The sequence below is a fragment of the Paraburkholderia tropica genome (assembly GCF_900109265.1).
GTDB classification, from domain to species: Bacteria; Pseudomonadota; Gammaproteobacteria; order Burkholderiales; family Burkholderiaceae; genus Paraburkholderia; species Paraburkholderia tropica.
Genome location: NZ_FNZM01000016.1, coordinates 1 through 18,977, shown reverse-complemented (window position 1 = coordinate 18,977; position 18,977 = coordinate 1). Strand labels below are relative to the sequence as shown.

Annotated in this window: 16 protein-coding genes; 7 read left to right on the top strand and 9 right to left on the bottom strand. The window is 62.0% G+C overall.

Going from position 1 to position 18,977, the window contains the following annotated elements; translation table 11 throughout:
• Window positions 1–76 precede the first annotated feature (76 nt).
• The 7 genes from BMY06_RS25580 to BMY06_RS25550 all read left to right on the top strand — a co-directional run bounded on the left by BMY06_RS25580 (window position 77) and on the right by BMY06_RS25550 (window position 8,275).
• Window positions 77–1,357: an MFS transporter gene (locus tag BMY06_RS25580; RefSeq protein ID WP_065060458.1), complete on the top strand. Its 1,281-nt coding sequence runs from the start codon at window positions 77–79 to the stop codon at window positions 1,355–1,357.
• Between the two features lie 98 nt (window positions 1,358–1,455).
• Complete coding sequence (locus BMY06_RS25575) at window positions 1,456–2,442, top strand: DODA-type extradiol aromatic ring-opening family dioxygenase (RefSeq protein WP_065060457.1); 987 nt, start codon at window positions 1,456–1,458, stop codon at window positions 2,440–2,442.
• A 30-nt stretch (window positions 2,443–2,472) separates the two neighbouring features.
• Entirely contained in the window at window positions 2,473–3,330 is an 858-nt protein-coding gene (locus tag BMY06_RS25570) for an HpcH/HpaI aldolase family protein (protein WP_074986055.1), read from the top strand.
• A gap of 166 nt (window positions 3,331–3,496) precedes the next feature.
• Window positions 3,497–4,522, top strand: a complete 1,026-nt coding sequence (locus BMY06_RS25565; RefSeq protein ID WP_074986054.1) for a porin — start codon at window positions 3,497–3,499, stop codon at window positions 4,520–4,522.
• Between the two features lie 222 nt (window positions 4,523–4,744).
• Window positions 4,745–5,665: a helix-turn-helix domain-containing protein gene (locus BMY06_RS25560; RefSeq protein WP_065060454.1), complete on the top strand. Its 921-nt coding sequence runs from the start codon at window positions 4,745–4,747 to the stop codon at window positions 5,663–5,665.
• Between the two features lie 263 nt (window positions 5,666–5,928).
• Entirely contained in the window at window positions 5,929–7,053 is a 1,125-nt protein-coding gene (locus BMY06_RS25555) for a lactonase family protein (RefSeq protein WP_237181542.1), read from the top strand.
• 196 nt (window positions 7,054–7,249) lie between these two features.
• Window positions 7,250–8,275, top strand: a complete 1,026-nt coding sequence (locus BMY06_RS25550) for a porin (RefSeq protein ID WP_074986053.1) — start codon at window positions 7,250–7,252, stop codon at window positions 8,273–8,275.
• A 52-nt stretch (window positions 8,276–8,327) separates the two neighbouring features.
• Here the strand turns inward: BMY06_RS25550 and BMY06_RS25545 are convergent, their stop codons facing one another.
• From BMY06_RS25545 to BMY06_RS25500, 9 genes are all read right to left on the bottom strand, one after another.
• Window positions 8,328–8,591 carry a DUF4148 domain-containing protein gene (locus BMY06_RS25545; RefSeq protein ID WP_074986052.1) on the bottom strand — a complete coding sequence of 88 codons (264 nt, stop codon included), beginning with the start codon at window positions 8,589–8,591 and terminating at the stop codon, window positions 8,328–8,330.
• A gap of 201 nt (window positions 8,592–8,792) precedes the next feature.
• Complete coding sequence (locus BMY06_RS25540) at window positions 8,793–10,382, bottom strand: aldehyde dehydrogenase (NADP(+)) (protein WP_074986050.1); 1,590 nt, start codon at window positions 10,380–10,382, stop codon at window positions 8,793–8,795.
• Between the two features lie 474 nt (window positions 10,383–10,856).
• Window positions 10,857–12,107, bottom strand: a complete 1,251-nt coding sequence (locus BMY06_RS25530) for an MFS transporter (RefSeq protein ID WP_080180373.1) — start codon at window positions 12,105–12,107, stop codon at window positions 10,857–10,859.
• A gap of 103 nt (window positions 12,108–12,210) precedes the next feature.
• A complete protein-coding gene (locus BMY06_RS25525) occupies window positions 12,211–13,518 on the bottom strand; it encodes an MFS transporter (protein WP_074986044.1) in 1,308 nt (435 codons plus the stop codon).
• Window positions 13,519–13,572: 54 nt separating this feature from the next.
• The gene (locus BMY06_RS25520) at window positions 13,573–14,466 is read right to left on the bottom strand and encodes a type 2 periplasmic-binding domain-containing protein (RefSeq protein WP_065060448.1); all 894 of its coding nucleotides are present in this window, start codon (window positions 14,464–14,466) and stop codon (window positions 13,573–13,575) included.
• Between the two features lie 45 nt (window positions 14,467–14,511).
• Window positions 14,512–16,062, bottom strand: a complete 1,551-nt coding sequence (locus BMY06_RS25515; protein WP_065060447.1) for an acetolactate synthase large subunit — start codon at window positions 16,060–16,062, stop codon at window positions 14,512–14,514.
• Window positions 16,062–16,919, bottom strand: coding sequence for an HpcH/HpaI aldolase family protein (locus BMY06_RS25510; RefSeq protein ID WP_065060446.1), 858 nt, complete (start codon window positions 16,917–16,919; stop codon window positions 16,062–16,064). The genes BMY06_RS25515 and BMY06_RS25510 overlap by 1 nt, the downstream gene beginning before the upstream one ends.
• Window positions 16,920–17,041: 122 nt before the next feature.
• Window positions 17,042–17,887, bottom strand: a complete 846-nt coding sequence (locus tag BMY06_RS25505) for an amidohydrolase family protein (RefSeq protein ID WP_065060445.1) — start codon at window positions 17,885–17,887, stop codon at window positions 17,042–17,044.
• 43 nt (window positions 17,888–17,930) lie between these two features.
• Window positions 17,931–18,956 (bottom strand): amidohydrolase family protein, encoded by a 1,026-nt coding sequence (locus BMY06_RS25500; protein WP_074986271.1) that lies wholly within the window; start codon window positions 18,954–18,956, stop codon window positions 17,931–17,933.
• Window positions 18,957–18,977 lie beyond the last annotated feature (21 nt).

Genomic DNA, 18,977 nt, shown 5'->3' with positions numbered 1-18,977 from the left:
TAATCGCATCAATCGAGCAGTCGTCGAGCAATAAATCAGCATCAACCTGGCAATAACCGAGGCAAGAAGAAAGCACATGGAGACGAGCAAAACCGAACGATCGGGCATCGTGGGCAACTGGGCCGTACTCGCCCTGCTCGCGATCGGCGTATTGACGTCGTTTATCGATCGCACCAGTATTTCCAGCGTGTTGGCGGATAGCACGTTTATCCGTCACTTCGCGCTCAGCAACGTCGACCGCGGCTGGATCAATTCCGCGTTCTTCTGGTCGTACGGCCTGTTTCAGGTGCCGATGGGCTGGGTCGCCGACCGTTACGGCGTGAAATGGCCGTACGCGGTCTGCTTCGCGCTCTGGTGCGCCGCCACCGCATTGATGGGCGCGGTGACCACGCTGGCCGGCCTCGTCGTCATGCGCCTGCTCGTCGGTATCGCCGAAGCGATTGTGATCCCGGCAAGCTATCGCTGGATCCGCAATAACTTCCACGAAAGCCAGAGCGGTCTCGCCGTCGGCATTCTCGCAATGGGCAATAAATTCGGCCCCGCGATCGGCGCGCCGGTGGCCGCGTGGTTCATCGTCAACTACTCGTGGAAGGCGATGTTCGTTGCCACGGGTCTCGTCGGCCTGCTCTGGCTCGTGCCCTGGCTGCTGATGGTGCGCAACGACCTGCCCTCGCGCGAAACCTTGCGCAAGGCCGACCGCAGCGCGCGCACGGTGAGCCTCGCGAGCATTCTGTCGAGCCCGGTGGTCTGGGGCGGCATGATCACCAACTTCTGCTACGGCTATTTCACGTTCTTCTGCATGACGTGGATGCCCGCGTATCTCGTCGAGCAACGCGGTCTGTCGATTGGACGCTCGGGCATCTTCACCTTCTTCAGCTTCGCGGGCATTGCCATTGTCGCGGCGATCGCAGGCTGGGCGGCCGACCGCATCATCGCACGCGGCGCCAATGCCATCGCGGTGCGCAAGGCGTTCATCATCGCGGGCTTCGTCGGCGGCTGCACGGTGCTGCTGGGCGCCTATGCCCACTCGCTCGAAGCCGCGCTGTTCTGGAACGTGCTCTCGCTTTCGCTGCTCGGTTTGACGACCGCCAACAACCTCGTGCTCTCGCGCCTCACGTTGATTCCGAAGCAGACGGTCGGCCTCGTGACCGGCGTGCAGCAGGTCGCGACGAGTTTCGCGGGCGGCGTGGCCGCGAGTCTCTCCGGCTGGCTGTTGCATATCAGCAAGAGCTACGACCTGCCGATGATGGTGATCTTCGTGTTCCTGCTCGTCGGCGCGGCCGCCACTGCGATTCTCTATCGCCCCGACTGGGCGCCGAAAGCGAACGAGCCGCAACCCGAATTACGCGAAGCATAAGCAACGGACTCCGAATCAATACCGCAGCACTTGCTGCCTCCCACGTTTTGACCACGGCCCTGACCGTGTCGACTGATTGAACACTGGAAACAACTCATATGGCGAAAATCGTATTCGGGATGGCCGTACCGCATAGCGGCATGCTTGGCCAGGCGCCGGAAGACTGGCTCAAGAACGGCGAGCGCGACCGCAATAATCCGGAACTGTGGTTCCGCAACCGGACGTGGACCTATCCCGAACTGGAAGCCCATCGCGAAGCGGCATTCGCGCCGTTCCTAACGCTGGAAGAACGCACCGCGCGCGCGGCGCGCTGCCGCGTGGCGCTCGACAAGATGGCCGCTGCGTATCGCGAAGCGAAGATCGACGTGGCGATTATTCTCGGCAAGGACCAGAAGGAAATCTTCACCGACTTCTCCCCTTCCATCGCGATCTATAGCGGCGCGGAAGTTCACAACGGCCCGCCGCAGCGCTCCGTCTACGCGCCCGACCGGCATGTCACGCACGCGTGCCATCCGGAACTGGCCACGTATCTGATCAACCGCTTCCAGGCGGAAGGCTTCGATCTCACCGACCTGTTCGCGTGGCCCGACAACGTCTGGATGAAGCCGTTGCCCGAGTACCCGGTTGCGCCGCACGCGTACAGCTTCGTCTATCACCAGATCATGGACGACAATCCGCCGCCGCATGTACCGATCATCATGAACTGCTTCTATCCGCCGACGCAGCCCTCGATGTCGCGTTGCATCGAATTCGGCCGCGTGTTGCGCGAAGCGATCGCGGCGTGGCCCGCCGATGTGCGCGTGGGCATCTTCGCCTCGGGCGGCCTCTCGCATTTCGTCAACGACGAAGAGTTCGATCATCGCATCATGAAGATGCTGGCGAATTACGACTACGAAGGCCTCGCCGCCGTGGACGATCGCTCGTATCAGTCCGGCACCTCGGAAATCAAGCTCTATGTGAGCGTGATGAAAGCGCTCGAAGAAACCGGCGCGGAAATGACGCTCGTCGATTACGTCCCGTGCTGGCGCACGCCCGCCGGCACCGGCGAAGGCATGGGCTTCATGTATTGGAAAGCCGAAGAATAACGCATCATTCGCCAGCAAAGAGGCAACACGATGAGCGATACCCGCATCAACGGCATTATCCGCACGCTCGAATCCGGCAAGGCCGCGTTCGCCGCATTCTCGAAGCTCGACAAGCAGAGCGCCATCGAGATGAGCGATGCGCCCTACGACGGCGTCGTGTTCGAAATGGAGCACAACCCGTACGACGTTTCGGCATTCGGCGACGCGCTGCAATACATGCTGAGCCGCAAGCAGATTGCCGAATCCGGCTCGGTCGCGCCGCGCGTGACGCCCATCGCGCGCATTCCGGCGAACGGCGCGGAGATGAACCAGAGCTTCGCCAAGCAGGTGCTCGATCGCGGCGCGTACGGCGTGATCTGGCCGCACGTGGCCACGGTCGAACAGGCGTATAACGCGGTGGCGTCGTGCCGCTATGCGCGTCCGAAGCATGCGCCGATCTATGAACCGAAGGGCGTGCGCGGCGACGGACCGGCCAATGCTTCGCGTTATTGGGGCCTGTCGATGCCGCAATACTATGAGAAGGCCGACGTCTGGCCGCTCGCGCCGCACGGTGAAATTCTCGTTGGCCTGATGTGCGAAAGCACGCAGGCGATCGAGAACCTCGACGACATCCTCTCGAACGTGCCCGGCATCGGCCTGATTCTGATTGGCGAAGGCGACTTGAGCCAGGAACTGGGTTTTCCGCGTCAATACGAACATCCGGAAGTGCTCGACGCAATGCGCCAGATCGTCGAGACCTGCAAAAAGCACAACGTCGTGGTCGGGCACCCGCACGTTACGGCGAAGAATCATCAGCGACTCATTCAGGAAGGATATCGCTTCCTGATGTCGGCGCCCTCGCGCACCTACGGCGTCGTGGGCGCCGCGCGCGAAATGGCCGGCTACTGAAGCACCTTTCCCACTCGTTCTCCGTCGAGGGCCGCACTATTCAGCGCGACCTTCATAACGCCATTAATTAGTCATCCAAATTACTGAAACAGGAATTCATCGAGAAGATCATCAGCGGCCATTCGGGCCCTGCAGCGCAATAAATAAAATCAACGTGGAGACAAGAATGAAGCGAATGCTAGTCGTGGCATCCGGCCTGGCGTCGGCCTGTCTGTTTCAGACGGCCCATGCGCAATCTTCCGTCACGCTTTATGGCGTGATCGACAATGGCATCGAGTATCAGAATGGCGGCAACGGTTCGGTCGTGCGCGCCACCTCGGGCGGTCTGTTCGCGAGCCGCTACGGCCTGAAAGGCACCGAGGATATTGGCGGCGGACTGCACGTCAACTTCCAGCTCGAACAAGGCTTCTCGGCCATGACCGGCGCGGCGGCCAATGCTGCGGAAGCCTTCAATCGTCAGGCGTGGGTCGGTCTGTCGGGCGCGTTCGGTGAAGTGCGATTCGGCCTGCAAAACACGCCGCAATACATTTTCCTGAATCGCGAACTCGATCCGGTCGCCGTGATGAGCATGGGCTCGCCGATGCTCAACTTCAATTCGCTGACCATTCGCGTCAACAATGCGATCTCCTACTTCACGCCAACGGTCTATGGACTGAGCGCGCAATTCATGGTCGCGATGCGTGATTCCACCACCAAGCCGAGCAACGGCCTGCAGTTTTACAACGCCGCTGCGCGTTATGAGAACGGGCCGTTCCGCGTGGCGGCGGGCTACGAGCAGGCGGACAACGCCACCGGCACATCCGCGCTGAAAGTGTTCAACGCGGGCGCATCGGTGGGCGTCGGTCCGGCGCGCTTCTATCTCGCGTATCACACCGAAAAACAAACTGACAACAGCATCAAGCGCGACGTCTATGAAGGGTCGGGTTCGTGGAGTTTCGGCCCCGCCGATCAACTCGCGCTGATGTACGGTTATCTGCACGATCGCACCGGCAAGGGCAATAATGCGCAGCAGATCGGCATGACGTACGAGCACTATCTGTCGAAACGCACGACGCTCTATGCATCGGCCGCGTTTATCAATAACCGCAATCAGGCGGCCTTCACGCTCAATGGCACGGCTTACGCCGGCCCGACCGTGGCGCCGGGTTCGAATACGCGCGGCGTCATTCTCGGCATGGTCCACACGTTCTGACGAACGAATCGAGCCGGCGCCGGAAAGTTCCTGGCGCCGGTCTCGGGGTATATCGCAAGTGGCCGACAAGGACGGCCTGTGAAAGAATAGGACGAGTTTCACGGTCCCTTTTTGCAGGGAGCAAATCGAGCAAGTCGCACGCGGACCCCGCCCAGACGGTACAGCGTTCCGGCGCATCACCATTGAAATGGCGGCCGCACGAACGGTCGTCCAGGAGACTTCATGGCCCACGGCGCAACCCTCATCAAGCCCACGAACCGACCCGTCGGCACAAACCGCCTGAGCGCGGTTCCCAAAGTTCGGCTTTACGTCGAACCCGCCGAGGAAGAAAACTGGTTCGTGCACGTTGGCCACGTGACCGAGCGCGGACGCTGGCGCACCGCGCCGCACGCGCATCCGGCCTACGGGCAACTGATTTTCGTGCGCAACGGCCGCGGCGTGATGAATCTCGAAGGACGCAGCGTGCCGTTCGAAGGCCCGTGTGCGCTGCTGGTGCCCACCGAGTGCATTCACGGTCTCGACTACGAAATCGATGTGGACCGCTGGGTCGTCACGATCGAAGTGTCCTACCTCACGCAGGTGAATGCGCGGCTGCGCGAATTCGTGGCGTTGTGGTCCGCGCCGCGCATGGTGCCATTCGCCTATCACGCCGAAGCCGCCGGCGAAATCTACAGCCTGATTCAGCGCCTGAAACAGGAGGTGGAATCGGATTCAGTGGGACAGGTCGCCGGCACCGAAGCCCTGCTGACGATGCTGCTCCTCACATTGGTGCGCGAAGCGCGTCTCGATCAAGCCGTCAGCGAAGCCGTGCCGCGCAATGACGTGCGTCTCGTGGAGCGCTTTCGCAAACTGATCGACGAGCACTATCGCGACAATCTTCCGTTGCAGCAATATGCGTCGATGCTCGCCGTCTCGCTCGTGCAATTGCGTGCCGCCTGCGCATCCGCCGCCGAGAAAAGCCCCACCAAAATGATTCACGCGCGCATTATTACCGAAGCGAAACGCGAACTCATCTTCGGCGATATGTCGGTGGAACAGATTGCTTTCATGCTGGGTTTCGCCGACGCCGCATACTTTACGCGCTTCTTTCGCCGAGAAGTCGGCCAGGCGCCGAGCCAGTTCCGCAGCGAAGCGCGGCGATAAGGCCACGCAAAAGGCCCACGCGGATTCCCGCACTGACCGATCGAAACGGTGCGCGCGCAAGCATTACCGACTACGCGCGCGGCGTTTCGATGCTCGTCCCGGTATCTTCCCTGGTTCGATTGAAAAGTGCTGGCGAATCCGGATTTTGTGCAGGGACCCGTCCTTGCTCAGCGAATACGCTTCAACAATTCTCCCCTTTTCAACCAGGTCAACCGAATATGGCGCAACTCGTCACGCCCGCCACACGGATGCGGCGCACAGCCGTGGCCGCACTCGTCGCAACCGCATTCGCTGCACTCTCTGTCTGCGCCGTAGCCAGCGCGGCGGCGGAGTCCGATACGGAATTCGTCTACGTGGGCACGCTGCATCAGCAGATCAACGCTCTGCACTTCAACACGTCCACCGGCAACATCAACGACGTCGGCACCGTCGCACAAGGATTGAAGTCGACGTGGGTGGCGTCTCATCCGCAATTGCCCGTGCTCTACGCGGTGAACGACGACCGCGACAAGGAAGGCAGCGTGACGGCGTACGCAGTGAACCAGGACAACGGATCGCTCACGCGCATCAACGACGTACTCACCGGCGGTCGTGGCACCACCTTCCTGCAATTCGACGCGCCGTCGTCCACGCTGCTCGGCGCGAACTACAACAGCGGCTCCGTATCGAGCCTCGCGGTGAATCGCGACGGCAGCGTGGGCACGCTCGAATCGACGATTGCGGAGAAAGGTTCCGGCCCGAGCCCACGCCAGACCGATGCGCACGCGCATGGCGTGACCATCGATCCTTCGGGGCACTATGCGCTCGTGCCCGATCTGGGCGCCGACCGCGTCTTCATCTACGGCTTCGATCGAGCCACGCACACGCTGACACAACTCGACGCCGCCACGCCGCGCGCCTTCGCCTTGCCGCCGGGAAGCGGACCGCGCCGCGTCGTGTTCGGGGCGACCGGACAGTACGCCTACGTGCTCACCGAACTCAGCGCGGAGTTGCTGGTATTGCGCTGGGACGCCGCCACCGCGCAACTCACGCCGGTGCAAACGCTGCCCATCAGTCAGGCAGGATTCAATGGCGTGAAGAGCGGCGCGGAAATGGCCATGAGCCGCGACGGACGTTTTATTTATGTCGAAGACCGCGGCGAGAATGCCCTCGTTGTGTATCGCGTGGATAACACCAGCGGCCAGCTGAGCGAACTGCAACGCGTGCCGTCGGGCGGCGACAAACCGTGGGGATTCGCCATCGACCCATCGGGCAAATGGCTGTTTGTGGCGAATCAGCGTAGTGGCAACGTGAGCCTGTTTCACATCGATCGCACAACCGGCACGCTGGCCGATAGCGAGCAATCGATCCCGATTCCCGCGCCTACCAGCATTACTTTTGTGAAATAGCGCGGCACGCTGACTTTCTGCACCTTTCCTCGATGCATCAATCGCATCGAAAAATGCCAGAGAAAGCGCATTTACTACAAGGACGCGTCCTTTTTATTTTTTTACTATCCAGATAGCAGTCAAAACATTCGGTAACGCGATTCCAAAACCTACATACCGCGTTCCCCGGATCGATTAACAGAAAATCTGGAGACAAATGAAAAGGACCCTTCTCGCAGCGTCCGCGCTTATCTCGTCGTGCGCCGTTCAAACCGCTCAGGCGCAATCTTCCATCACACTCTACGGCATAGTCGATAACGGCATCGAGTATCAGAACGGTGGCGCGAATCATGTGATTCGCGCTTCGTCAGGCGGTTTATTCGCCACGGTCTACGGACTCTACGGCCACGAAGATATTGGCGGCGGCATGCACGTCAATTTCCAGCTGGAGCAGGGTTTCTCGGCCGTCAATGGCGAGGCGCAGAATTCGGCCGATGCCTTTAATCGTCTCGCGTGGGTCGGCTTGTCGGGCGACTTTGGCGAATTCAGATTTGGACGCCAGAAGAAGCCGCAATATCTCTATCTCGACGGCGAACTCGATCCGCTGGCAGCGAAATCGATTGCCTCGCCGCTCAACGATTTCGACGATGTGTCCGTGCGCGCCAGCAACGCCATCTCTTACTTCACGCCAAACTGGCACGGATTAACCGCGCAGATTCTCGTGTCGATGCGCGACTCCACCACCAAGCCCTCGAATGGCCTGCAGTCGTATAACGCCGTAGTGAAGTACATCCACGGGCCGTGGCATATTGCGGCCGGCTATGACCAGCAGGACAATGCGGCCGGCACGTCGGTTCAGAAAGTCTTTACGGCGGCGACTTCACTCAAGGTGGACGCGGCGCGTTTCTACTTCGTCTACCACACGGAAACGCAGTCGGATCACAGCCAGAATGAAGCGACTTATTCCGTCTCGGCTTCGTATCTCTTCAGCCCAGCCAACGAGATCGCCGTGATGTACGGCTATTTGCACGACCGCACCGGCAACGGCAACAACGCGCAGCAAGTTGGCCTGTCGTACGAGTACTTCCTCTCGAAGTCCTCGCTCATCTATATGGCTGCCGGTTTGATCGATAACCGGAATCAGGCAGCCTATACGCTCAACGGCACCGAATACTCAGGGATCGAGGTGACGCCGGGTGCAACGGCCAGAGGCATCATTATCGGGCTGACGCACAAGTTCTAAACCTGTGAAGCGTATCGGCCTGCATCACGCAGCCGGTACGCTTGCCGCGATTTTATTGGCTTGCGTCGCCCGATTGCGACGAGCCACGCGCCACCGTACCGTAACCCGATGTATCGACCGCAGGCGTTTGCGCCGCCTGCATTTCACCGTTCGGATAATCGGTCCAGTCGAGCGGACCATAACCGCCCTTCTCCGCCTGAATGAGACTGGCGCGGACTTCTGCGCGCGTGAGCGGTTGCTGGCTTTGCTGCGCGAACGACGCGACCGGCGCAGCGAGAATCAATGCAGCGACAACGACTCGATTGAGCATGTTCATTTTGGTCCGCCTTACGTGTGTTATGAGTATTGCCGTTTAATCAGCATTCCGAACAAACACAGTCTAGCAAACCAGAACATCAGGGTAAACACCTAAATTATTATTTTAGTTTACCGACACACTCGACATTTCAACGCATGCGAACAAGGCAAAATCCCGCAGGAATTTCGCCTCGTTTTACTGAACTGCTCGCACCAGCGCTTAAAGCGAAGCGCCCGGTTCCCCATCGACAATACGCCACACGCCCAGCGGATTGGCGTCATGCAACGCCTCCGGCAACAACAGTTCCGGCAGATCCTGATAACAAACCGGACGCAGGAAGCGATCGATGGCGGTCGCGCCCACCGAGGTGTACATCGCGTTCGACGTGGAAGGATGCGGACCGCCGTGCACCATCGCGTGACAGACCTCGACACCGGTCGGGAAGCCATTCGCGAGAATGCGGCCCGCCTTGCGTTCGAGCACCGGCAGCAGACGCTTCGCAGCGGGGTAATCAGCGGCGTCGATCTGCAAGGTGACGGTCAATTGACCTTCCACATGCTCGGCGATTTCCAGCAACTCGTTAAAATCTCTCGCGCGCACGACCACCGAAGCGGGACCGAACATTTCCGATTCCAGTTCCGGCGAGTCGAGCAGGCGCGCCGCATCCGTCACGTAAAGCGCAGCCTGCGCGGCGTTGGCGCGCTCGCCTGCCGCTTCGCCTTCGGCGACCTTCTGCACGCCCTGAACCGCGCCCGCGCTTTGCGTGCCCGAGCAATACGCATCGAAGATGCCGGGCGTCAGCATCGTTTGCGCGGGTTTGCTGGCCAACGCTTCGCTCGCCGATGCGATGAAGCGTTCGAGGTCCGGCCCATCGACAGCGAGCACAAGCCCCGGATTCGTGCAGAATTGACCGGCGCCGAGCGTCAGCGAATCGGCGAAAGCCTTGCCGATGATTTCAGCGCGACTCGCCAGTGCGGCCGGAAACAGAAACACCGGATTAATGCTGCTCATTTCCGCATAGACGGGAATCGGCTCGGGGCGCGCATTGGCGAGACGCACCAGCGCGAGACCACTCTGGCGCGAACCCGTGAAGCCCACGGCCTTGATCACCGGATGCGAGACGAGCGCTTCGCCCAGCTTGCGGCCCGCGCCGAACAGCAGCGAGAACGTGCCCTCGGGCAAGCCCTGCGTTTTCACGGCCTGCTGAATCGCGCGACCGACAAGCTCCGACGTGCCCAGATGCGCGCTATGTGCCTTCACGATAACGGGCGCACCGGCGGCCAGCGCCGAAGCCGTATCGCCGCCGGCAACCGAAAAGGCGAGCGGGAAATTGCTCGCGCCGAATACCGCCACCGGTCCCAAGGGGACTTTCGCGAGACGCAGATCCGAACGCGGCAAGGGCTGACGCTCCGGTTGCGCACGGTCGATCGTCGCGCCGAGAAAATGACCGTCGCGCACGACTTTCGCAAAGAGACGCAATTGCCCGACCGTGCGCCCGCGCTCGCCTTGCAGACGCGCAATCGGCAAGCCGGTTTCCGCGTGCGCGCGTTCGATCAATGCATCGCCGAGTTCGAGAATATTCTCGGCGATGGCTTCGAGAAACGCCGCGCGCTTTTCGAGCGATACGTTGCGATACACATCGAAGGCTTCGGATGCGAGCGAAGCCGCGCGATCCACTTCGGCGCCGCCGCCCATGCCGAATACCGGCTCCGCGATTTCCGTATTGCTCGCGGGATTGAATGCGCGCTGCTCGCCTTCGGTGCCGCGCACCGACGCGAAACCGATCAGCATGTCGCCACTGAGAGTCATATTGGTTTCCTGAAACGTCCTGTTCATGGCTGATGGCAAAGCCAGTTCACTGCGGGGCGCACGAACAACGGCGGCGGCGGATACACGCACCACGAGCCGTCGTCATGACGAAAGAAGACAATCTCCAACGTGCCCGCCGCGCGGGCCACTTCCACTTTGACCGCGCGCCACGGCATCCTTTTCGTGCGGCCAGGCCGCGTCACGCGAAAATGTCCGCTATGACCGAGCCAGTCGTTGACGAGCGCGCGAAGTGACTTTCGCTCTCCGCTCATAAGCGTCTCCCTGCTTCGCGAACGTGTTGGCGTCTTTATGAAGCTCTACTGCCCATGCTTTCGTGCGCCAACACCCACGCCCCGATCCGGCGATTCCCGATCGGGAAACGCAAACGGTGCGCTTATCTTCGGTCCACGCGCGCGCGCTGTCTATTGAAGTTAAACGCTGCAGCCTTAACCGGAACGTTAAGCCTGAATCTGATCAATGCAGCGTTTCGCGCCGTGCCAGCGGTTTGAACAACTGACTCCACGCAGCGCTCACGAGTATCGTTGCGAAACCGCCCAGCACGACCGCGCCCACTGCGCCCATCGCGGCGGCCGTCACGCCCGATTCGAATTCGCCGAGTTGATTGCTTGCGCCGATAAACAGCGTATTCACCGCCGAGACGCGACCACGCATGCGGTCCGGCGTTTCGATCTGCACCAGCGTCTGGCGCACGATCACGCTGATCGTGTCCGCGCCGCCCGAAATCGCCAATAGCATCAGCGAGAGCAAAAACGATCGCGAAACGCCGAACGCGACAATCGCCGCGCCATACACGGCCACCGCGATCAGCAGCTTCTTGCCCACGCCGCTGCGGATCGCGTGTCGCGACAACCACAATCCCACGCACAGCGCGCCGACGGCGGGCGCCGAACGCAGCAGCCCCAGCCCTTCGGGACCGACGTGCAGAATCTCTTTCGCGTAAACAGGCAATAGTGCCGTCGCGCCGCCAAACAACACGCCGAACAGATCGAGCGAAATCCCGCCGAGCAACAGCGGGTTGCTCCAGACAAAGCGCAAACCGGCCAGCACCGTTTCCGCCGTCACCGGTTCGCGCGGCGGCGGCACGTGGTCGTAGCGAATCAGCGCATACAACACAGCACTCACGCAGAACAACACGGTGCACGTGAGATACAGCGCGTTGATGCCGGTCGCAAACAGCAAGCCGCCGAGCGCCGGGCCCGCGATCACGCACACCTGCTGAACGGACGTGCTGAGCGCCATCGAGCGCGCCAGCAGACTTTGCGGCACCAGCATCGGCAGCAGCGCCTGTTGACCCGACATCTGAAACGGACGAATCGCGCCGAGCACCAGCGAAAGGCCCAGCAGCAGCTCCCGCGAAACCGCGTTCGTCATGGTGGCGGCCGCGAGCAGCGCCGCGATGGCGGCCTGAACGCCGAGACACACGGCGACGATCCGGCCGCGATGCAGACGGTCCGCACAATGTCCCGCGGGCAGCGTCGTGGCGAGCCCGGGAATAAACTGGAACAGGCCAACCAGACCGAGATACCAGGCGCTCGACGTCAGCTCGTACATATGCCAGCTGATCGCCAGCATGAGCATCTGCTGTGCCGCAATGGAGCCGACGCGCGCGCTCAGAAAACGCGTGAGCGGCGCGTGGCGCAACAAGGGCGCCAAACCGGGGCGCGTTTCGAGCGCCGCCACGGCGGGTTCTTTTAATCGACTCATGACGGCATCCAGCCTTGCGTGGTGAAAATAACGATGCGAATGTTGGAAATGTTGGCTGGGATGAAATTCAAATCACGCCGCGCAATTGCGGCGATTACAGCAATTACGACCCCGCGCGATACGAATGCGCATCGCGTTCAGCGGCGACAGGTTCGCCCTCGTTGACTTTCGGCGCCCACTTTCTGCGCAGCAACACCACGGTGCTGGTCGCGCCGAGCAGCAGAAACACGAAGATCGCCGACATCGGCAACGTATAGCTGCGCCCCACGTGCAGCAGCCAGCCGGAAAGACTCGCCGACACGCCGCCCGCGAGACTGGTCGCCACCTGTTGCAATCCGGTATTCAAACCCACGGCCTGTTTCGGAATGAGCGTGAGTTTCACCAGCGCGAGATTATTCGCGGTGACGAGACCCAACAGCGACAGCGACGCGATATTCCAGAACAACGCTTCTTGCGCCGTGTGTGCATACGCGCCCATCAACACCGTTGTCCCGCTGATAAATCCCGTGACGATAAACGACTTGCGCACGACCACGGCGTCGTGACCGCGCGCGATCAAACGGTCTGCGGCCCAGCCCGCCAACGCGGCCACGAAGGCAATGCCCGCGAAGCTGAAAAACGTATAAACGCCCGATTGCCGAAGTGAAAGCCCGCGCTGCTCGACGAGATAAGCGGGCATCCACGTCATGCAATAAAACACGAAATAGCTGTAGCAGAAGTTGGTGATGAGCCCGCCCCACACCACCGGGCTCGCCAGCAGATTGCGCAACGGCACGGAAGCCGCACGCTGGCGCGCGGCCGCGAGTTCCGCACGCGAAGGGAAATCGCTTTTGAGCAGCCATTGCCACGGCACCAGCCACAGCAAACCCGCGAGTCCGGTCACGACGAACATCGTCTTCCACGAACTCGCGGCGATCAACCACGCTGCGATCGGCGCGCCGAGCGCCGGACCCATCTTGCCGCCAATCGAATAAATGCCGAGCGCCGTGCCTTTGTGCGCTTCGTCGAAATTATCGGCGAGATAGCGGTAAGTGGCGGGCACCACCACCGCTTCGGCCACGCCAATCAGCAAACGCACCAGAATCAGCGCCGAGAGCGTACCCACGACGCCGGTCGCCGCCGCCGCGAGACACCAGAGCAGAAAGCACACGCTGTACGGCCACTTCACGCCATAGCGGTCGACAATCCAGCCCATCGGCATCTGCATGAGCCCATAGGACCAGAACATCGCCGAGCCGAGCCAACCGCGCTCGATGTGCGTGAGCGCGAACTCGTGCACGAAGTGGCGGTCGGCGAGCGCGGCGGACATGCTCGTGCGGTCGACGAAGGAGATCATCAGCCCGATTGCAAGCAGCACCAGAATGCCCCAGCGGTTCGCGTCGCGCGATGGCTGTCGTTGTGTGATCTCCACCTTCTGTCTCCGGCTTTTTATTGGCTTGCCATGTCACGCCATGGCGGCGTGCGTTCAGCCCAGGCTGCCCGTCACGTCGTCGAACAGTTCGTCGACGGAGAGGCGGCGCGGAATGATCTTCTGATCGAGCGCCCAGTCGATGGCGAGCTGCAGGCCCTTGCGGTTTTCCTCCAGCCCGATCGGCGGGAAGATCGCCGGTACGCCTTCGGCGAGCGAACGGCTTTCCGCAATCATGCGATAGATCTCGCGCACGATATCGGGGCGCGCCTTCGTCAGATCCGTGTGCACCGCGAACATGTGATTGATCGGCACCACGCCCGTGCGTGCGAACCAGTCCTTCGCCGCCGCGTGCGCGTCCGGCACCAGCGTACGCACGCGCTCGTCCTTCGGCATGTCTTCGCCGAGCAGCGCGGCCGCCAGTTCGCCCTTGAGCATCATTTCCGGAATCGACGAACCCGCAGGCAGGCGCTCGCAATTCGACGGATCGCTGTACTCGGCGAGATGGCCGTCGCCCAGCGTCATCCACGTGACCTTGTCGAGATCGACGCCATATTCGTGACGCAGAATACCGCGAATCCACAGCGCCGTGGTTTGCGTGTAGGTGCGCACGCCTACCTTCTTGCCTTCGATATCTTTCGGATCGAGGTGGCCGAAATCGAGGTTATAGCCCGCGCAATGATGCTGGAAACGGCCCGAGATCGGCGCGGGCAGCAGCACGTACGGCTTGCCGTACGACTTCGCCTGCAGGAAGGTCACGATGGCGAGTTCGCCCGCGTCGAACTTGCTTTCACGCACCATCGCCTTGAAGCCGTTGTGCGCGGGCGTGGGGCCGCAAAAATCCAGCGTCACGAGATCGGAGCGCACGCGTCCGTCGCGCATCGCTTTCGTCACCGCGTATTCGGACAGATTGGTGCGCAGCGTCGGCACGCCCGTGAACGTCGTTGTCATGAATGTCTCTCCTGGTGTTGGTATCGCTTGATATCCGGATTCGATTTACAGCCGGACTTCGATGAGGCGCGGACCCGGCTCGCGCGTCGAATCGGTCATCGCTTTGTAGAAGTCTTCCGCCGTTTCCACGGCGACGCCCGGCACGCCCATGCTCTTTGCCATCGCCAGCCAGTCGATGCGCGGATTGTCGATGTCGATCATCGACAGCGCGCGCTCGCCCGGCGTGCCCGCGCCCATGTTCGCGTACTCGGCCTTGAGGATCGCGTAGCTGTTATTGGCGAAGATGATGGTCGTGACGTTCAGCCCTTCGCGCGCCTGCGTCCACAGCGACTGGATCGTGTACATCGCGCTGCCGTCGCCGACCATGCAGAACACGCGCCGGTCCGGGCACGCGAGCGCCGCGCCCGTGGCGACCGGTGTCGAGTAGCCGATCGAGCCGCCCATGTTGTTGATGAGGTCGTGCGGACGCGCGCCCATCGTCAGGTTCATCGATTCGCGGCCCGTCGTGAGCGACTCGTCGACGACGATGCAATGCTCGGGCAGCGCTGCCGCCATCGCGTGCGCAATGCTGACCGGATTGAGCGCGCCGGTCGGCACCGGCGTTTCGATACGCGCCTGCAGACGCGGCGCCGTATCTGTTGCGCCCAGTGCCTGCAACAGCATGTCGAAAGCGAGTTCGCTGTCCTCGTCTTCTTCGACGAGCGGATGCACCAGCGTGCCTTCGGCTTTCAAGAGACTCGGCTTGTCCGGGTAAGCAAAGAACGCCACCGGCTCGCTCGTCTCCACCGTCACGATGTGCTTGAAGTCTTTCAGGAACGCCTGTGCGAGCGGCACCGCATACGGAATGCGCGCGATGGGCACACGGCCCGCGCCGCGTTCGATGCGCGCGGTGAAGAACTGCGAGCCGAGCAGCGCGCCGGTCGCGGCGGCCACCTGGCCCGCGCGTTCGAGCGCCACGCCGCGCGTGGCCTTGTTCGCGAGGATGATGAGCGTCGGCTCGCCCGAGCGCAGCACGCGCGCCACGTGTTCGACGCGCGCAGCGTTCGGCGTCTTGCGGCGGCTCACGACGGGCGTCGGCAACACGCGTTCGGCTTCGGTGCGCTGCCACGACGTATCGCCGGGCAAAATCAGCGTGGCGATCTGGCCCGGATGCTCGCTGGCCTTCGCCACCGCCTGAGCCGTATCCCACGCGATGCTGTCCGCCGACTCCGCGCGCCGAACCCAATGGCTCAACGGGCGCGCGAGACCTTCGATATCGGAGGTCAGCGGCGGATCGTATTTCAGATGCGACGCCGAATGCTCGCCCACCACGTTGACCATGCCCGACGACGCGCGCTTCGCGTTGTGAATGTTCGCGAGACCGTTCGCGAGGCCCGGTCCGAGATGCAGCAGCGTCGACGCCGGCTTGTCCTTCATGCGATACCAGCCGTCGGCGGCGCCCGTGGCGACGCCTTCAAACAGGCACAGCACGCTGCGCATGCCGGGGTTGCCGCCCAGCGCCGCGAGAAAGTGCATCTCCGAGGTGCCGGGATTCGCGAAGCAGATGTCGACGTCCTGCTCGACCAGGGTCGCGACGAGACTTTCGGCGCCGTTCATCAGTAGCCCGCCATCTCGCGTGCGAGACCGACCACGCCATACGTGCGTTGCGGCGCGGACATCAGGAAACGATAACCTTCTTCAGCGAGGCGGCGATGGTTCTTCGCCGTCACGTGCGGATGGCCAACGATCACGTTGCGCTTCTTGCAGGTCTCGACGATCTGGCGCATCGCGTCGAGCACTTCAGGATGCTCATACTGACGCGGCAGGCCCAGCTCCTGGGACAGATCGCCCTCGCCGATCAGAATGAAACCGATGCCCGGCACGTTGGCGAGGATGTCGTCGAGATTCTCGATCGCCTGCGTGCTTTCGCACATCAGACCGACGAGAATTTCACCGTGCGGCGCGAGCGGCCAGACGTCGGCCTTCTCGTAGTATTCCTGCATCGACAGACCCCAGTAGCGCGCCGCGTTGGCCGGACCGTCGCCGCGCACGCCCTTCGGCTCGTACAGCGGCGCATGCTTCGGACGCGCATAGCGGCACGACGCCACCGCGTTATAAGCTTGCTCGACGGTCGCGACGTGCGGCCAGATCACGCCATAGGCGCCGCGATCGAGCACCTGCTTGGCGAAGCTCTGGTTCATTTCGACGCCATTCGCCGGAATGCGCGCGATCGGCGTGACCTTGGTGGCCACCGAGCCCGACTCGGCAATCTGCTTGCGGTTGAGCAGGTACTGGAATGCATCGCCCAGCGCGCTCACGTCGTACGGGTTGTGCTCCATTTCGAAGACGAGGCCGTCATAGGGCGCGTCGCTCATCTCGATGGCGGTCTGCTTGTCGAGCTTGGAAAAGGCGGCGTGCGCGGCCTTGCCCGACTCGAGCGCGCGAATGATGCTGTTCAGGCGAATCGTGGACATGGGAATCTCTCTGTCTCGCTGCGCGTGCGCCGCTTTCTGTCACGGCGCACGCACCTGCTAATTAGTTTGGCATACTGATCTTTTGTACTGGTCCGGCGTACCGGGTGCAGAGCAATCCGCGCTCAGGCGAGCGACGGATACAGCGTTTGCGCCGTCTTGCCGAAAATCCAGGCGCGATCGTCGTCGCTCAGGCAGGCGAGACCGGCTTGTGCATCCGCCAGAATCTCCGAGAGCTTGCCCGGCGAGGTCGGGAAATTCGAACCCCACGCCATGCGCTGCGCGCCGAACGCTTCGACCACGCGCGGGAAGAACGTCTCCGCGCTGGCCTTTTCCTTCTTCACGTCGCCGAAAATACGCGGCGTGAGCTTCATGTAGATATTGGGCAGATCGGCGATGGCGAAGAGGCTCGCCGCTTTCGCGTACGGTGCGCCGTCGAGCACGTCGGGGCGGCCCAGATGGTCGAGAATGATCTTCGCGGTCGGAAACTTTTCGGCCAGCATGCGCACCTGGGGCAAGCCAATCGGGCCCGTCTGGATGCACATCGGCAGATTCAGTTCCGCGAGCATTTCCCACGCCTTGAACGACTTGGGATTATCGAGTTCGCTCGGATCGAAATCCTTGGTCGAGCCGCCCGTGAAAATGCGCAGACCGGCGAGGCCTTTATCGGCCCAACCCTTGATGACGGCGGGCACGTCGTCGGCCAGCATGTCGACGGAACCCACGGCCACGAGCCGGTCCTTGTACTGGTTGCAGCCGTCGACCACATAGCTGTTGTCGAAGCCATAAGTCGTCGACGAGTGGACGACGGCGGCTTTCGCCACGCCGGCTTCGTCCATCGCCTGAATCAGCGCTTCGACCGTGTTGGGACGCTCCTGCGACCAGTCCGAGCGCTTGCCAAACAGCGGCGCGGGCGGATAACGCTTTTCATCGTCGGAGATGATGTGCGGATGAATATCGATGTAGTTCATGGTGTGCGTGATGTGCGTGCTAGACGTCGAACAGCGGGCGCGATTACAGGCCGCGGGACTTGAGAAGCGCATCGAGGCGCGGATACACACGGCGCGCGTTGCCTTCGAAAATCGCGTGACGGTCGGCATCGCTCAGCGCGTCGCAGGCGTCGACGTAGCGCTTGGTGTCGTCGAAATACTCGCCGGTATCCGGATCGCGGCCGCGCACGGCGCCGATCATTTCCGAACCGAACAGCACGTTGCTCGTCGGCACGACCTTGGTGAGCAATTCAACGCCCGGATGGTGATACACGCAGGTGTCGAAGAAGATGTTGTTCAGCAGACCTTCGAGCGGGCGATCCATCATTTCCAGCGACATGCCGCGATAACGACCCCAGTGATACGGCACCGCGCCGCCGCCGTGCGGAATCACGAGACGCAGCGTCGGGAAATCCTTGAATACGTTGCCTTGCAGCAGTTGCATGAAGACCGAGGTATCGGCGTTCAGATAATGCGCGCCGGTGCCGTGATGGCAGGCGTTGCACGACGCGGCCACGTGAATCATGGCGGGCACGTCGAGATCGCAGAGCGCTTCGTAAAGCGGATACCATTCGCGGTCCGTCATCGGCTTGCCGGTCCAGTAACCGCCGCTCGGATCCGGATTCAGATTGCAGCCGACAAAACCCATTTCCTCGACGCAGCGGCGCAGTTCGGCGACGGAGTTCTTCGGCGGCGCGAGCGGCGATTGCGGCAGCTGGCAGACCGGCACGAAGTTGTCCGGATAGATATCGCAGACGCGGCGCACGAGGTTGTTCGACACTTCGGCCCATTCGAGGCTGGTGCGCTCGTTGCCGAGGTGATGGCTCATCAGGCCGGCGATCGGCGAGAACAGCGTGAGGTCGCCGCCGCGCTCTTTTTGCAGGCGCAACTGGCCGTTGCCGACGCCTTCGCGGATTTCGTCGTCGCTCACGTGCGCGCCCGAAAGCGGCGGCGCGTTGGCCGGGTCGTTGGCGGCGGCGATCTGCTTCGCGCGCCAGTCGCGGAACGAAGCGGGAACGGTCGTGAAGTGACCGTGGCAATCGATGATCATGTTGGGTTCCGTCCGGAAATC

What these genes read in the sequence shown, in the direction of transcription:
- BMY06_RS25520 (WP_065060448.1), bottom strand. Translation starts at nt 14,466, where the DNA reads ATGACAACGACGTTCACGGGCGTGCCGACGCTGCGCACCAATCTGTCC.
- BMY06_RS25540 (WP_074986050.1), bottom strand. Translation starts at nt 10,382, where the DNA reads ATGACTCTCAGTGGCGACATGCTGATCGGTTTCGCGTCGGTGCGCGGC.
- BMY06_RS25550 (WP_074986053.1), top strand. Translation starts at nt 7,250, where the DNA reads ATGAAAAGGACCCTTCTCGCAGCGTCCGCGCTTATCTCGTCGTGCGCC.
- BMY06_RS25565 (WP_074986054.1), top strand. Translation starts at nt 3,497, where the DNA reads ATGAAGCGAATGCTAGTCGTGGCATCCGGCCTGGCGTCGGCCTGTCTG.
- BMY06_RS25580 (WP_065060458.1), top strand. Translation starts at nt 77, where the DNA reads ATGGAGACGAGCAAAACCGAACGATCGGGCATCGTGGGCAACTGGGCC.
- BMY06_RS25570 (WP_074986055.1), top strand. Translation starts at nt 2,473, where the DNA reads ATGAGCGATACCCGCATCAACGGCATTATCCGCACGCTCGAATCCGGC.
- BMY06_RS25545 (WP_074986052.1), bottom strand. Translation starts at nt 8,591, where the DNA reads ATGAACATGCTCAATCGAGTCGTTGTCGCTGCATTGATTCTCGCTGCG.
- BMY06_RS25500 (WP_074986271.1), bottom strand. Translation starts at nt 18,956, where the DNA reads ATGATCATCGATTGCCACGGTCACTTCACGACCGTTCCCGCTTCGTTC.
- BMY06_RS25575 (WP_065060457.1), top strand. Translation starts at nt 1,456, where the DNA reads ATGGCGAAAATCGTATTCGGGATGGCCGTACCGCATAGCGGCATGCTT.
- BMY06_RS25560 (WP_065060454.1), top strand. Translation starts at nt 4,745, where the DNA reads ATGGCCCACGGCGCAACCCTCATCAAGCCCACGAACCGACCCGTCGGC.
- BMY06_RS25530 (WP_080180373.1), bottom strand. Translation starts at nt 12,107, where the DNA reads ATGAGTCGATTAAAAGAACCCGCCGTGGCGGCGCTCGAAACGCGCCCC.
- BMY06_RS25505 (WP_065060445.1), bottom strand. Translation starts at nt 17,887, where the DNA reads ATGAACTACATCGATATTCATCCGCACATCATCTCCGACGATGAAAAG.
- BMY06_RS25515 (WP_065060447.1), bottom strand. Translation starts at nt 16,062, where the DNA reads ATGAACGGCGCCGAAAGTCTCGTCGCGACCCTGGTCGAGCAGGACGTC.
- BMY06_RS25510 (WP_065060446.1), bottom strand. Translation starts at nt 16,919, where the DNA reads ATGTCCACGATTCGCCTGAACAGCATCATTCGCGCGCTCGAGTCGGGC.